The sequence below is a fragment of the Lentzea sp. NPDC005914 genome, from assembly GCF_040629405.1.
Classification (GTDB): domain Bacteria; phylum Actinomycetota; class Actinomycetes; order Mycobacteriales; family Pseudonocardiaceae; genus Lentzea.
In genome coordinates this window covers 1-14,158 of the sequence record NZ_JBEXVQ010000013.1, presented here as the reverse complement: position 1 = coordinate 14,158, position 14,158 = coordinate 1, and the positions used below count along the sequence as shown (strand labels likewise).

General features: G+C 69.9%; 12 protein-coding genes. 4 read left to right on the top strand and 8 right to left on the bottom strand.

Annotated features, from left to right (window positions below; all coding sequences use genetic code 11):
• Window positions 1-43: 43 nt before the first annotated feature.
• Both larC and larE read left to right on the top strand, forming a co-directional pair.
• Entirely contained in the window at window positions 44-1,180 is a 1,137-nt protein-coding gene (gene larC / locus ABZ345_RS19755; RefSeq protein ID WP_359850346.1) for a nickel pincer cofactor biosynthesis protein LarC, read from the top strand.
• Window positions 1,177-2,064: an ATP-dependent sacrificial sulfur transferase LarE gene (larE, locus tag ABZ345_RS19750; protein ID WP_359850343.1), complete on the top strand. Its 888-nt coding sequence runs from the start codon at window positions 1,177-1,179 to the stop codon at window positions 2,062-2,064. Before larC ends, larE begins: the two co-directional genes overlap by 4 nt.
• On the opposite strand, the gene ABZ345_RS19745 is transcribed toward larE, so the two are convergent.
• Window positions 1,948-2,559: a TetR/AcrR family transcriptional regulator gene (locus tag ABZ345_RS19745; protein ID WP_359850340.1), complete on the bottom strand. Its 612-nt coding sequence runs from the start codon at window positions 2,557-2,559 to the stop codon at window positions 1,948-1,950. The genes larE and ABZ345_RS19745 overlap by 117 nt on opposite strands.
• Window positions 2,560-2,645: 86 nt before the next feature.
• Between ABZ345_RS19745 and ABZ345_RS19740 the strand changes: the two genes are divergently transcribed.
• Complete coding sequence (locus ABZ345_RS19740) at window positions 2,646-3,203, top strand: NAD(P)H-dependent oxidoreductase (protein WP_359850337.1); 558 nt, start codon at window positions 2,646-2,648, stop codon at window positions 3,201-3,203.
• Window positions 3,204-3,259: 56 nt separating this feature from the next.
• On the opposite strand, the gene ABZ345_RS19735 is transcribed toward ABZ345_RS19740, so the two are convergent.
• The 3 genes from ABZ345_RS19735 to ABZ345_RS19725 form a co-directional block, all read right to left on the bottom strand.
• A complete protein-coding gene (locus tag ABZ345_RS19735; RefSeq protein ID WP_359850335.1) occupies window positions 3,260-4,855 on the bottom strand; it encodes a cellulase family glycosylhydrolase in 1,596 nt (531 codons plus the stop codon).
• Window positions 4,856-4,878: 23 nt separating this feature from the next.
• Window positions 4,879-6,903, bottom strand: a complete 2,025-nt coding sequence (locus ABZ345_RS19730) for a cellulose binding domain-containing protein (protein ID WP_359850332.1) — start codon at window positions 6,901-6,903, stop codon at window positions 4,879-4,881.
• Between the two features lie 288 nt (window positions 6,904-7,191).
• On the bottom strand, window positions 7,192-8,364 hold the full coding sequence (locus ABZ345_RS19725) for a DUF418 domain-containing protein (protein WP_359850329.1): 1,173 nt from the start codon (window positions 8,362-8,364) through the stop codon (window positions 7,192-7,194).
• Between the two features lie 271 nt (window positions 8,365-8,635).
• Between ABZ345_RS19725 and ABZ345_RS19720 the strand changes: the two genes are divergently transcribed.
• Window positions 8,636-10,726, top strand: coding sequence for a beta-galactosidase (locus ABZ345_RS19720; protein ID WP_359850326.1), 2,091 nt, complete (start codon window positions 8,636-8,638; stop codon window positions 10,724-10,726).
• Here ABZ345_RS19720 and ABZ345_RS19715 read toward each other — a convergent pair whose 3' ends face one another.
• The 4 genes from ABZ345_RS19715 to ABZ345_RS19700 all read right to left on the bottom strand — a co-directional run bounded on the left by ABZ345_RS19715 (window position 10,727) and on the right by ABZ345_RS19700 (window position 14,015).
• Complete coding sequence (locus ABZ345_RS19715; protein ID WP_359850795.1) at window positions 10,727-11,962, bottom strand: ABC transporter substrate-binding protein; 1,236 nt, start codon at window positions 11,960-11,962, stop codon at window positions 10,727-10,729. It lies immediately after the preceding gene.
• 135 nt (window positions 11,963-12,097) lie between these two features.
• Complete coding sequence (locus ABZ345_RS19710) at window positions 12,098-12,847, bottom strand: MBL fold metallo-hydrolase (RefSeq protein ID WP_359850323.1); 750 nt, start codon at window positions 12,845-12,847, stop codon at window positions 12,098-12,100.
• A 26-nt stretch (window positions 12,848-12,873) separates the two neighbouring features.
• Entirely contained in the window at window positions 12,874-13,656 is a 783-nt protein-coding gene (locus ABZ345_RS19705) for an IS630 family transposase (protein ID WP_359850320.1), read from the bottom strand.
• On the bottom strand, window positions 13,545-14,015 hold the full coding sequence (locus ABZ345_RS19700) for a helix-turn-helix domain-containing protein (RefSeq protein WP_359850317.1): 471 nt from the start codon (window positions 14,013-14,015) through the stop codon (window positions 13,545-13,547). Before ABZ345_RS19700 ends, ABZ345_RS19705 begins: the two co-directional genes overlap by 112 nt.
• Between the last annotated feature and the right edge of the window lie 143 nt (window positions 14,016-14,158).

The following is a 14,158-nucleotide window of genomic DNA, read 5'->3' as shown; positions in this document are numbered from 1 at the left end:
GCCGCGTCCGTGTTGCCTCGCCGCCTGCCCGCCGGAGCGCGCCATGAGCCGTGTCTGCGTCATCTCCCCGTTCACCGGTCTGGCCGGCGACATGCTCCTGGCCGCCCTAGTCGACGCCGGCGCCCCGCTGGAAGCGATCCGCGCCGCCGTCACCGACACCGGCCTGACCGGCTGGGACCTCACCATCACCCGCGTGGTGAACCACGGCCTCACCGCCAGCCATGCCAACGTCGAGGTGTCCGACGACGCCACAACCCGCAAGGCCGCCGAACTGATCGCCATGGCCCACCGGGTCCGTGACCGCGCGGTGGCGGACGTGGCGGTGAAAGCGTTGCGCGCCATCGCCGAGGTCGAAGGCCGCCTGCACGGTGCGGACCCGGACGACGTGCACCTGCACGAGCTGGGTGGCCACGACACGCTCGTGGATATCGTCGGTGTCGCCGCCGCCCTGAAAGCACTGGACATCCGCACCGTCCACTGTGAACCGTTGCCGCTCGGCTCCGGCACCGTCCGCACCGCCCACGGCCTGCTGCCCTGCCCGGCCCCGGCGACCGCGGCGCTGCTGGAAGGCGCGACGGTCACCGGGACCGAGCTGCGAGGCGAGACCGTCACCCCGACAGCCGCGGCACTTCTGCGTGCGTTGAACGCCGACTACCGGCCGCCGCCCGCGATGCGGTTGTCCGCCACCGGTTACGGGGCGGGCACCCGGACGCTGGCCGACCGTCCCAACGTCGCGGTCGTCCGGCTCGGGGAGACCAGCGAGGACGTGCGGGACCTGGTCGTGCTGGAGACCAACCTCGACGACGTCACCGGCGAGGTTCTCGGATACGTCGTGGCCCGCCTGCTCGACCGCGGTGCCCTCGACAGCTGGATCACCCCCGCGGTGATGAAGAAGGGACGGCCGGCGCACGTCCTGCACGCCCTGGTGGCTCCCGAAAAAGCCGATGACGTCGAACAGTTGATGCTCGCCGAGACCGGAAGCCTCGGCGTGCGGCGAAGCACCGTGCGCCGCACCGCGGCAGCCCGTACCACCGACGTCGTGCACGTCCAAGGCATGCCGGTGCGTCGCAAACACGGGCCGCACCACAGCAAACCCGAGTACGACGACGCGGTGGCGGTCGCCGAGAAGACGGGGCTGCCGCTCAGAACGGTGCTGCAGATGGCGGAGGAGGAGCGTTGACGGACAACAGACTGGTGGAACGTCTGGCCGAGATCGGGCCGCTCGCCGTCGCGTTCTCCGGCGGCGCGGACTCCGCACTCGTCCTCGCCGCCGCCGTCCTCGCCGCCGGACCCGAAGCGGTCCTCGCGGTCACCGCGAACTCGGCGAGCCTTGCCGCCGCCGAACTCCAGCACGCCGAGAACTTCGCACGCACCCTGGGCGTGCGGCACCTCGCACCAGCGACCACCGAACTCGACAACCCCCGGTATGCCGCGAACGGCCGCGACCGTTGCTACTTCTGCAAGTCCACGGTCCTGGACACCATCACGGCCGTCGCGCGCGAGCACGGAATCAAAGCGGTGGCGACCGGCACGAACGCCGACGACGCGCGCGACCCGCACCGGCCCGGCATCCGCGCCGGTGACGAGATCGGCGTGCACACCCCGTTGCGCGACCTCGGCATGACCAAGGCGGACGTCCGCGCCATGAGCCGGCGCTGGGGACTGTCCACATGGGACAAACCGGCGCTGCCGTGCCTCGCGAGCCGCGTCCGGTACGGGCTGGAGATCACGCCCGCACGGCTCGCCAGGGTGGAACGCGCCGAGGTGGCGGTACGGGCGTGGCTCGCAGAAGCAGGCACGCCGAGCAGAGACGTGCGGGTGCGCGATCTCGGCGGAGAGGCGCGTGTCGAGCTCGACCCGCACCTCGTCGGCCAGGAGATCAGGGCGGCACTGGCCGAGGTGGTCCGCGCGGCCGGGTTCACCAGCGTGGACCTCAAGGAGTTCCGGTCAGGAGCGCTCAACCACGAGCAACCGGTCGAGCAGGTCGTGCCAGCCGGCTTCGACCCGCTCCAGCGTCATGCCGTGGTTGCGGACGAGATGGTCGACCAGCACGACGTCCACTGACGACAGCAACGTGTGGGCGAGCAGTTCGGCGTCGGCGTCCGGGAGGAGTGCGCGCACCAGCGCCGCGACGTGGGTGTGGTGCACGCGCTTGGCCGGAACCTGGTAGCGCCGGTCGGGAGTGGGCTCGGCGGCCAGGTAGAGGTCCAGGTGGGCGCGTTCGTGGCGCAGCAGGGCCGGTCCGAACGCCCTGAGCCGCGTCGCCGCGTCGGCATCGGGGCCCAGCGGTGGCGGGCCGCTGAGGAACGCCTTCTGCAACTGGATCTCCGCGTGGTCGAGCAGGGCCCGGAGCAGTCCGTTGCGATCGCCGAAACGACGCGACACCGTGCCCTTGCCGACCCCCGCGGCCGCGGCCACCGTCTCCATCGTGATGGCCGCCGCGCCGTGTTCGGCCGCCAGCCGGGCGGCGGCCTCGAGCAGGCGGGCGCGGTTGCGCACCGCGTCCGCGCGGAGGGTCGGCTCGGCGCCGAGGAGAGGCAGGGCTGTGCTGTCGATCACGTTCTCAGCCTAGCGGGAAGCTAACCGGGCCGCGTCCCGTTTACGGTGAGGACCGTTCCACCCAGACTGCACCCCGGGAGTACTCCATGGCCGCCCGCATCCTCACCCTCGTCGGCAGCCTCCGCGCCGGATCCCACAACCGCAGGCTCGCCGAGGCCGCGGTGCAGATCGCGCCCGAGCACGTCGAGGTCGACCTGTTCGACGGCCTGGACACCGTGCCGTTTTACAACGAGGACATCGACGCCGAGGGCAGTGTTCCCGCCGCCGCGGCCAAGCTGCGCGAGGCCGCCGGTCAGGCCGACGCCCTGCTCCTGGTCTCGCCCGAGTACAACGGCACCATTCCCGCCGTGCTGAAGAACGCCATCGACTGGCTGTCGCGCCCCTACGGCGCAGGTGCCCTGTCCGGCAAGCCCGTCGCCGTGGTCGGCACGGCGTACGGCCAGTACGGCGGCGTGTGGGCCCAGGACGAGGCCCGCAAGGCCGTCAAGATCGCCGGCGCGGCCGTCGCGGAGGACCTGACCCTGTCGATCCCCGGCTCGGTGGTCCGCTTCGCCGAGCTGCACCCGGTCGACGACCCCGAGGTCACCGAGAAGCTGACCGTGGTCATCGAGGGCTTGGCCGCGCGCGCCACCGCCACCGTCTGACCTTCGCCAGAACGCACCCGGCCGCGGCGCCCGCACAGCGCCGCGGCCGGATGCTGTCAGGTGGTGCAGGCCGCCTGGTTGAGCGTGACGGCCGCAGGAGCTCCAGTTGTGCCGTTGGCGGTGAAACCGAGTGACACGGCCGCACCCGGAGCAAGAGACGGGGCGTGCGACGGCGCGGTCACGGTGACCGTCGTGCCGGACTGGCTGAAGGTGCCGTTCCAGCCGTTGGAGATGGTCACCCCGCTGGGCAGCGTGAACACGACGGTCCACGGGTTGGCCGCGCTCGTCCCCGTGTTGGTGACGGTCAGCGCGCCCTGGAAGCCGCCCTGCCACGAGTTGTCCAGCTTCCACGCCGACTTGCAGCTGCCCGTACCGCCGCCACCGGTCGTGGTCGTCGTCGGGCCGGGACCTCCGCCGGTGGGCGGGATGAGGTAGGGCTGCAGGATGTTCTGCTTGGCCTGGTTGACCGTGGTCCAGTCGTCGCCGACGATGCCGCCCGTGTCACCGGAGTTGGGGTTCCACGACCAGTACGTGAACGAGATGCCGTTGACGCCGGTTCCGGTGTACGCCATCAGGTTCTCCAGCCACACCTTGTCCACCGGGTTGGCCAGCGTGGTGCCGAACTCGCCCATCATCAGCGGCGCGATGTTCTGCTTGTAGAGGTAACCCCAGTACTTGTCCCAGATCCCCGGCAGGTTGCGCGGGTAGTCGGGTGCGCTGAACCACGGCTGGTTGTAGACCGAGGTGGCGTATTCGTGCGGGGAGTAGACCAGCCGGTTGGCCACGGACAGGCGCACCGGGAACTGGCCCGCCTTCGACAGGTTCCCGCCCCACCAGCCGCAGTCCTCGTCGTTGGACGGGTCGCCGTCCCACACGTTCGACAGCCCGCCGCTCGGGCAGCTCACGCCCTCGACGAAGATCAGCCAGTTCGGCTGCACGCCGAGGATCGCGTTGCCCGCGCGTTCGGCGGCCAGCCGCCAGTCGCGCGCGGTGTCGCCGCAGCCCCAGCACGAACCGGTCGCGGCCGGGTTGGTGCCTTCGGCGTGCGGCTCGTTGTGCAGGTCGGCGCCGATCACCGTGGTGTTGCCCGCGTAACGCTGGGCGAGCATCTTCCAGTCGTTGATCCAGGTGGTCTCCGGAACGCCCGCCGTGTACCAGAGCGCGGTCTGGCCCGCGCTGGTCGGCCGGTGCCGGTCGAGGATCACCCGCATCCCCTTCTGGCCCGCGTAGCCGATCACCTTGTCGAGGATCTGCAACGGCGACAGCCCCACCAGGTCGGGATTGGTGTAGTCGTTGATGCCCGTGGCCCTGGCGTCGGGCTTCAGCGAGTCGTTGGAGAACGGGACGCGCAGGGTGTTGTAGCCCAGCTGCGCCATGTGATCGAGCTGCTGCCGCCACGTGACGCTCGCCCACAGGCCGTGGAAGGTCTTGTTGTCGGTCTCCATCCCGAACCAGTTGATGCCGGTCAGCCGGACCGTCGCTCCGGTGCTGTCCAGGATCTTGCTGCCGCTGGTGTGCAGGTACCCGGTGCCCGTGCCGCCCGCGGCCGCCACCGCCGCGGTGACCTGGCCGGTCGTGCCGATGGCGATCATGCCGCTCGCGGCTGTCACCGCCGCGATCAGCGCACCCAAGAGCTTGTGCCGCCGCTTCATCCGCTCTCCTTTGAGCAAGAGGATCATGACGTCGTGTGGCAGAGCGTTCCGTTGAGCGTGAAGGCCGCCGGCGGGATGTTCGGCCCGCTGTAGTTGCCGACGTACCCGACGCTGACCGTCGCGTTCGGCTCGATGCGGGCGTTGCCGACGACGGTGACCGTGCTCCCGGACTGGGTCCACGTCGCGTTCCAGCCCGACCCCAGCTGCTGACGGCCGGTGGGCCAGGTGAACGTGAGCGTCCAGTCGGCGAGCGGGTTCGGCCCGGTGTTGGTGATGTCGATGCCGCCCACGTACCCGCTGCTCCAGTCGGCCGCGGTGGACAGGCGCACGGTGCAGGAGCTCTGCGCAGGGCTGCCGGTCGTGACGGTGAGCGGGGGAGAGGCCCACGACAGGGCACCGGCGGCGTCGCGCGCCAGCACGTTCACGGTGTATCTGGTGCCAGGGTTGAGGTTTCCGGCGGTGAACGAGGTGCCGGACGTCTCGCCCCACTGCTCGCTGGTCGTGCCGAGCTGGCGGTGGACCTCGTACTTCACGGCACCGGGCACTGACGGCCAGGAGATCGTCGCGGTCCGGTCGGTGGCCGAGCCGGTGGGTTGTCCCGGCGCGGCGGGAAGCTGCGTGGTGCCGGACGGGTGCAGGACGAGCGCCGTGAGCGAGAACGGCGGCAGCGTCCGGGTGGTCGCGCTCCCATCGGCCGACGTCACGACCCCGCTCGCGCCGTTGGTGAACGTGTGCACCGTCGGCGCGGCGGCGGAAGGCGTGTATCCGGCGTAGTCGATGCTGACTGTGCGCGAGTTGTTCTCGTCGGAATTGAGCAGCAGCACAGCCAGATCACCGTTCGGCCGGCGTGCCGCGTGCGCTCTGACCGACGGGTCACCGGACCCCGCGCGGATGAGCTGGTCGCCGGGACGCGCGAAGAGGCTCAGCATCTTCAGGGCGTGGTACGGCGCGAACGGCGTGTTCAACGGAGGCTCGCAGCCGCCGTCCGCCAGACATCCTCCGCTCGACAGCAGCCCGAAGTCGTCGAAGTCCGGCTGACCGCCCACAGTGGACGCTTTACCGGGTCCGTTGTGGACGTTCCACCAGTCGACGTTGAAGACGCCGTTCTCCAGCAACGAGGTGTAGGCGTCCGCCGCGAACAGCGCGCCCGGCTGGGTGTTGCGGCCGTAGCTGGTGTTCAGCTCGGTCAGCGCGATGCCGATGCGGTCCGCGTCCGGCCCGGCGTACCGCGCGATCTGCTGCCGCAGCAGGTACGTCATGTCGGCGACCTGGTCCGTGCTCGCCAGCACCTGGTCGGTCGTCGACCCGCCGGGATACCAGTGCACGATCGCGAAGTCCACGTAGGGCCCCGCGATCGACAGCACCGTCTGGTTCCAGCTCGCCGCGTCCCCCGTGCCGACGATGGCGTCCGGCCAGTTCGCCGGGGTGGTGAGCACCGCGCCGATCTTGATCGTGGGATCGACGGCCTTCATCGCCCGGGCGAACGCGACGGTCTCCCTGGCATACCCGGCGGGGCTCTTGTCCGGGTGGTCGTCGGCCTCCCAGTTGGAGCCGTAGTGCCCGTTGCCGTAGAGCTCGTTGCCGATCTCCCAGTACTTCACGCCGTAGCCCTTGGTGACGTTGGCGTAGCGCACCCAGTCGGCGGCTTCCTGCGGCGTGCCGGTGCCGTAGTTCGCGATGATGATCGGCTGTGCCTGAGCCCTGCGCACACCGCCCATGAACGTGTCGAAGTCGGTGTTCGGCGCCACGTAACCGCCGGGCGCCGTGTGGTCCTTCCAGTGGTAGATGTCGCCGTACGAACCGCCGGGGTAGCGCATCATCCGCACGCCGGCGTCTCCGAGCAGGTCGTTCACCGCGCTGGTGCCGAGTTGGCTGTCCCAGATCGCGTGGTTCACACCGATCGCGGTGTCCGGCACGGTGGCCAGCCCCGCCTTCGCGTTGACCACGACGGTGGCGGCCGGTGCGCCGGACGCGCCGGCCGCCACCGCGGGCAGGCACGCCGCGACGAGCGCGAGCACCAGGAGAAGCCGGCCGCTTGCCATCCGCATCACGTCCTCGTCGACGGTTCTGGGAGCGCTCCCAGAGTCCAGATTCGGCGATCAGCGGTCAAGACGTCGTTCGGAGTAGGTTCCGCCGTTGTCGAATCTGGTGGCCGACGTTCGACAGGCCGGCGAGCAGGCCGACCGGCGTCCCCGGTTCGAAGGGCGCGATCCGCTACGGGCTGGTGCGCGACACCGGCGGCGTCGACGCGCCGGTGCCGCAGTACGTCGCCAGGGAGACCCCGGTCGATCCCGCAGGTGCCACAGCGGTCGGCAGTGAGCTGAGTCCGGCCTGCCTCATCGAACGTACTTAGTCAGCCTGGTGGCGGAGTTGAGCACGTACTCCAGCGGTCCGCGGCGGAAGAAGCGGGACCAGATCCAGGCGAACGCCGTCACCCCGAGGATGAACGTGATCACCAGCAGCCAGGACTCCTCGCCCCCGGACCCCGACCCGCCCTTGGACCCGATCTCTCCCATGGCGGTCGAGGTGGCCACCGACGACAGGACGAAGTGGCCGACGTAGGCGGTCAGGGACATGGTGCCCATGGCGATGACCGGCGCGGCCAGGCGGCGCAGCAGCGGCAGGCGGTCGATCGCCACCGTCGCGCACACGATCACCGTGATCGCGACGCCCGCACAGCCGATGACGTCGAACATCATTCCGCTGTGCGGCCCGGCCGTCAGCAGCGTCCACGCCGATCGGACGGTCTCCGGTGGCCTCAGGTCACCACCGGAACCGAGGGCGCCGGGTCCCATCGCGGCCTGCCCCTCAACGGCCGCCCGCACGCCGTCGATCAGGTTGGCCAGCAGCCAGGAGGTGCCGTAGGCGAAGACGGCGAGAGCGGGACCGAACACGGCCAGCCGCCGCAGCACGGTGCCGGAGGACAGGTCCAGCCGGCCCAGCGCCATGCCCGCGATCACGAACGCCATCCACGTGATCGCCGGGTAGAAGCCGGTGAACAGCAGTTCCAGCACGCCCACGCCGCTGATCAGGTAGAGCGGGTCGTAGGCCTGGACGGCGCTCGTGACCGACTCGGTCAGCAGCGAGTTCACGCCGAGCGACACCACCGGCATCACGACGGCGAGCACGGCCGCGACGATCGCGAGCGTGCGGGCCTTCAACCGCACCAACGGCAGCGCCAGCAGGAAGTACAGGCCGTAGAAGGCGAGGATCACCACGCCGCCGTAGAAGATCGCCAGCACGGTGCCCAGCGCCAGCAGGATCACGGCCCGGATCGCGATCCGGGCTTTCGCCTGCCGTCCGGCCAGACCGGTCTTCGGCTCCAGGCGTCCGGCGATCAGCATCAGCGAGAACCCGGCGAGGGTGGCGAAGAGGGCCGACGAGCGGCCTTCCGCCAGGGTCCTGACCCAGGCGCCGACGCCGTCCGTCGCCGGGGGAGCGAGGTGCACCACGTACATCCCGAACACGGCCAGTGCACGGGCCAGGTCCACTCCGACCAGACGTGCCATGGAGGGGCCGGGCTCGGCTGGCTGTATCACTGATGTGGGCTGCGGTATCGGCGTCATGCGAAGACTGTCGCTGTGCTGTCAGATGACGGGCCATCCGCCGGGTAACGGTGCCGACCCCGCCGCCTGGCGGGATTCTCCTTCCCCGAGGGTCGCGATCGACTGTCGAATCGAGTCGAACTCGGCCCCAGATCCGTTGCGGCACTTGGCAAAGCTCCGATGATCCCGGTTAGCTTCCGCAGATCGATTCAGTTCGCCCCACGGAGGTTTCCCGATGACCGCCCTGCCCCCGCGGGTGTTGTTCGGCGCTGCCTACTACCACGAGTACCAGCCGTACGACCGGCTCAAGACCGACCTGGACCTGATGGCGGAGGCCGGTTTCACCGTCATCAGGGTCGGCGAGTCGGTGTGGTCGACGTGGGAACCGGAGAACGGCCGGTTCGACCTCGACTGGCTCCAGCCGGTGCTCGACGGGGCGCATGAACGCGGGATCTCGGTCGTCCTGGGCACGCCGACGTACGCGGTGCCGCCGTGGCTCGCCCGGCAGTACCCGGAGATCGCGGGCGAACGGGCCGACGGCAGGCGGGTCGGCTGGGGTGCGAGGCAGGAGGTCGACTTCACCCACCCCGCCTTCCGCTTCCACGCCGAACGGGTCGCGCGCAAGATCGTGGACCGGTACGCGGGCCACCCGTCGGTCATCGGTTTCCAGGTGGACAACGAACCGGGAGTGCACCTGCTGCACAACAACGGCGTCTTCCAGCGGTTCGTCGACGACCTGCGCGCGACCTACGGCGACGTCGAGAACCTCAACCGCGCGTGGGGCCTGGTGTACTGGTCGCACCGGCTGTCCACATGGGCCGACCTGTGGACGCCCGAGGGCAACGCGCAGCCGCAGTACGACGTGGCGTGGCGAGCGTTCCAGGCCAGGCAGACCAGCGAGTTCGTCGCGTGGCAGGCGGACATCGTCCGGGAGTACGCACGGCCGGAGCAGTTCGTCACGACCTGCCTGCACTACGGGCACGTCGCGCTCGACGACGACGAGCTGACCGACCACGTGGACGTCACCGCGGGCAACCCGTACTACGACATGCAGGACGCGCTGACCCTGCCGGACGCCGAGGACGACGAGCAGGGCTGGAAGACCCGCGGGGTGTGGGCGTTCTACCGCGGCGCGGACTGGATCTTCTCGTCGCGCCAGGAACCGTTCCTGGTCACCGAGACCAACGCCGGGAACATCGGCGGGACGTTCGACAACCGCCCCGCGTACGACGGCCAGTGGCGCCAGGCCGCCTGGGCGTTCGTCGCGCGCGGCGCGCGGATGATCGAGTACTGGCACTGGCACACGCTGCACTTCGGCGCGGAGACGTACTGGGGTGGCGTGCTGCCGCACAGCGGGCGTCCCGGTCGTGCGTACGCCGAGATCGCGCGGCTGGGCGCGGAGTTCGCCACCGCGGGCGCCACGGTCGCCGGGATCGAACCGGACGCGGACGTCGCGATCGTCTACTCGGCGCCGAGCAAGTGGTACATGCAGAAGTACCCGCCACTGTCCACTCCGGACGGTGGCCCGGACGGCAACGCGTACCAGCGGATCTTCGACGCGTTCTACCGCGGCGCGTTCGAGGCGGGGTGTCAGGTGCGCACCCTGCACGCCCGCAAGCTGCCCGCGACGTCGCCGCAGGACGCCGTGCGGCGGCATCCCGTGCTGATCGCTCCCGCGCTGTACCTCGCCGACGACGCGACCGTCGACTGGCTCGCGGCCTATGCGCACGCGGGCGGTCACCTGGTGGTCGGACCGAGGACCGCCTACGCCGACGAGGAGGCCAGGGCGCGGCACGAACCGGCCCCGGGACGGCTGGTCGACGCGGCGGGCGTCTACTACGACGAGTTCAGCAACCTCTCAGGCGACCTGCCGGTGCACGCGGCGGCGGGGTCGCCGATCGACCTGCCGGCGAACGCTGTCGCGACGCGATGGGTGGAGGCACTCACGGTCGTCGACGCGGAGGTGCTCGTCGAGTACGACCACCACCACTTCGGTCGTTGGGCCGCCGTCACCACCCGGAGCCACGGGGCTGGCCGTGTCACGTGCGTCGGCACGGTGCCCGGCCGCGCTCTCGTGGCCGCTCTCGCCACGTGGCTGGTACCGGCGCCTCGGGCTGGATGGGCCGATCTCCCCGCCACGGTCACCGCGACCACGGGTACTTCGCCGGACGGGCAGCGCGTCCACGTGGTGCACAACTGGAGTGGTGACGCGGTCCAGGTCGCCGCGCCCGTCGCGCTCACCGACCTGCTGGACGGCAGCCGTGTCGCGGAGGGCGGATCCGTCCACCTCGGCGAGCGCGACGTGCGGGTCTTCCTGGGGCAGTAGCTACTTGGCCGCCTTCTCTGCACCCTGCACGGCGGTGCGCCACGCCTCGTCGGCGTGCTTGCCCTGCTCGACCGACACCAGCGCCGGGGTGAACACGGTCTCCTGGATCTGGCCGTCGGCGGGCCCCTTGTACTGCGCCGCCGTGACCTTCTTGGCCTGAGCCGCGAACAGCGCGCCTGCCTTGACGTCACCGAAGTAGGGGTTGGACCGCTCCAGCAGCGCCGGTGAGTCCAGCGCCTTGAGCTGGCTCGGGAAGGTGCCCTTGGCCTGGAACGCCTTGATCTGCTGCTCCGGCGAGGTGAGCCAGGCGGCGAGCTCCGCGGCCTTCTTCGCGTTCTTGCCCTGCTTCGGCACTGTCAGGTACGAACCACCCCAGTTGCCGCCGCCGTTGGGGAACGCGTCGGCGACCGCCCACTTGCCCTGGTTCTCCGGGCCCGCCTGGGTCTCGATCACGCCGAGCATCCACGACGGGCACGTCTTCGTGGCGAACCTGCCGAGCTTGAACCCGGTGTTCCACTCGGGGCTGAACGCCGCGAGCCTGGCCGACTGTCCTTTCGCGACAGCCCCGGTGACCGCGGTCCAGTCCGCCCTGATGTCCGGGTTGGAGTCGACGACGAGCTTGTCCTGCCTGTCGTAGTAGCCGACCTCGTGCTGGTTGTGCATGGCGTTGTAGACCTGTGCGGCGCTGTCGAACCAGGCGACCCCCTGCACCTTCTCGACGAACTTGTCACCCGCGGCGAAGTAGCTGTCCCAGGTCGAGAACAGCGCCTTGACGCCCTCCGGGTCCGACGGCAGACCGGCCTGCTGGAACAGGTCCTTGCGGTAGCACATCGCGAGCGGGCCGATGTCCGTGCCGTAGCCGATCAGCTTGCCGTCCTTGGTGGTGACGGCGGCGGCCTTCCACGTCAGCCACCGGTCGTCCTCGATCCGCGGCCCGATCTCGTCGAGGTCGTTGAACTGCCCGGACTTCGCCATGACCTGGCTCAGGTAGCCCTCCTCGACGGCCTCGACGTCCGCCAGCCCGGACCCGGCGCCGAGCTTGGTGAACAGGTTCTGGTGGTGCGGCTGGCCCTGACCGGTCTTGCGCTGCGTGATCTTGACGTCCGGGTGCGCGGCCTCGTACTCCCCGATGAGGTCCTCGTACCCGAACTCGTTGAAGGTCGCGATCGTCAGTTCAGTTCTACCGTCCCCCGGACCGCCCGCGCCGCAGGCGGTGGTCAGGGCGGCGCAGATCAGCACGCTCACCCAACGCTGTCGCACGGAAGATCTCCTCATGGTGTGGCGGCGGTTTCTGGGAACGCTCCCAGAAATGCGGAGGAGTGTTACCCCGGTGTGTCGGGGGTGTCAAGCCGCATTTGCACGGCGGGGTGGTCAGCCGACCGTGAACGTCCTGCCCGGCGCGGCGAAGTCGACGGGGCCGGGGTAGCGGGACGAGGCACGGGTGACGGCTTCGCGCGGCGACAGACTGCGGCCCACGTGCGTCACGATCAACCGGCCCGCGCCCGCCGCGGCCGCGGTCTCGCCCGCGCCCTCCGGCGTGTGATGGACCATGTCCGGCGTCTTTTCCGCGCTTTCGGCCTCGCACAACAGCACGTCGGTGTCGCGCGCCAGTTCGGTGAGACTCGCGCACGGAGCGGTGTCGCCGGAGTAGGTCAGCGACGTGCCGGCTTCGATCCGCACCGCGAACGCCGGGATGCCGTGCTCGACCGCTGCCGTCGTGAGCCGCATCGAGCCGATCGTGGCCTGGTGGCCGTCCTGGAGCTCGGTGATCTCGAACGCCGACTCGACCGGACTGCGCTCGGGGCCGTTCGTGAGGAACCCGGCGAGGCGGTCGGCGATCCCCGGCGGGCCGAACAACGGGATCGGCGAGCGCGAGATGTCCGCGTACAGCAGGGCGTAGTAAGCGGTGAGCAGGTCCGCGCTGTGGTCGGCGTGCAGGTGCGAGATCCAGATCGCGTCCACGTCCTCCAGCCGCGTGTGGCGCTGCAGCGGACCGAGCGTGCCGGTGCCCGCGTCCATCCACAGGCGAGTGTCGTTGTGCGACACCAGGTAGCCGGAGCACGGGTTGTCCGTGCTCGGGTACGGCGTCGCGCACCCGAGCACGGTCAGACTGAGTCCCATCGCCCCAAGCTAGTAGACCGTCGCTTCTAACCTTTGGGGTATAGGTGGCGGAGTCGGGTGCGGGCGTCGTGGGTGGTGAATTGCCAGTCGACTCCGCGCTGGTTGGTGTTGGTGGTGTGTTGCCAGGCGGCGAGTTCGGTGTTGAGGGTGTCGAGGTCGCTGATGCGGCGGTCGAGGCATTGCCGGGACAGTGCGGAGAGTTCGATCTCGGCGATGTTGAGCCAGGAGCCGTGTTTGGGGGTGTGGTGGATCTCCAGGCGCTGGGCCAGGGTGAAGGCCTCGTCGGGCGTGAAGGCCTCGTAGAGCGAGGCGATGCCGTGGGTGTTGAGGTTGTCCATGACCAGCACCACGGTCCCGGCGTCGGGATAGTCCACTGTCAGGAGTTGTTTGACCTGCCCGGCCCAGTCGATTTTGGTGCGCTGGGTCAGGGCGTGGACACGTCGCCACCCGCGCAGGGGTTCTGCCCACACGAAGATCGAGCAGGTGCCGCAGCGGACGTATTCACTGTCCTCGCGACGATCCTTGCCCGGCCGGGCCGGCAGCGGGTCGCGGACCTCGCCAAGGAACTGGAAGGGTTTCTCGTCCATGCACACCACGGGGCGGGCGGGGTCATAGGGCCGGGCGTAGACGGATAGGACGTCTTCCATGCGGGCGGCGAACTCGGCGTTGGCCCGTGGCGGGATGTTCCAGCACTTCCTCAGATGAGGACGCAGTTCCGTTTTTTCAAAACCCGGCCGATGGTCGAGTGGTCCAGGTTCGGGATGTCCTCGGTGAGCTCGACGTGCTTTTCCAGCAACCGCAACGACCACCGGGCATACCCGGCCGGCGGCTGCGAGCACGCAAGAGCGATCAGCCGGGCTTCGACCTCCCCGGTCACCGGCGACGGCACCGGCGGAAGCTCCCGCTTCTTGCGACCGATCGTGGCCAGGACATCACCACCGGTCTCGGCGAACCGCCTGGCGACCAGCCGCAGCATCTCGCCCGAGACCTCGAGCCGGGCCGCGATCACTTCCTTCGGATCGGGCTCACCCACCGAAGTATCCAGCGCGAGCAGAACCCGCGCCCGCCGGATCGCCGACGCCGAGTGCACGCCCGTGGTGGTCAGCCGGAGCAGTTCTTCACGATCCCGCGCCGACAACGTGACCGGACGCTTCAACTGGGAGGCCATCACAACAGCCTCCCAGCCAAAGACTCCATAACTAAGCAGCGACACGCTACTAGTGGTCACGCCCGTTAGTTCGTCGGGGTTACGCCGCCAGTGGCGGGGGTGTGCGGTGGTCGTGATGGCCGAGTCGGGTCAGTAGCCGGTTG

Coding starts and splice junctions, on each gene's coding strand:
- larC (WP_359850346.1), top strand. CDS start 44: ATGAGCCGTGTCTGCGTCATCTCCCCGTTCACCGGTCTGGCCGGCGAC.
- ABZ345_RS19740 (WP_359850337.1), top strand. CDS start 2,646: ATGGCCGCCCGCATCCTCACCCTCGTCGGCAGCCTCCGCGCCGGATCC.
- ABZ345_RS19735 (WP_359850335.1), bottom strand. CDS start 4,855: ATGAAGCGGCGGCACAAGCTCTTGGGTGCGCTGATCGCGGCGGTGACA.
- ABZ345_RS19730 (WP_359850332.1), bottom strand. CDS start 6,903: ATGCGGATGGCAAGCGGCCGGCTTCTCCTGGTGCTCGCGCTCGTCGCG.
- ABZ345_RS19725 (WP_359850329.1), bottom strand. CDS start 8,364: ATGGCACGTCTGGTCGGAGTGGACCTGGCCCGTGCACTGGCCGTGTTC.
- ABZ345_RS19720 (WP_359850326.1), top strand. CDS start 8,636: ATGACCGCCCTGCCCCCGCGGGTGTTGTTCGGCGCTGCCTACTACCAC.
- ABZ345_RS19710 (WP_359850323.1), bottom strand. CDS start 12,847: ATGGGACTCAGTCTGACCGTGCTCGGGTGCGCGACGCCGTACCCGAGC.
- ABZ345_RS19700 (WP_359850317.1), bottom strand. CDS start 14,015: ATGGCCTCCCAGTTGAAGCGTCCGGTCACGTTGTCGGCGCGGGATCGT.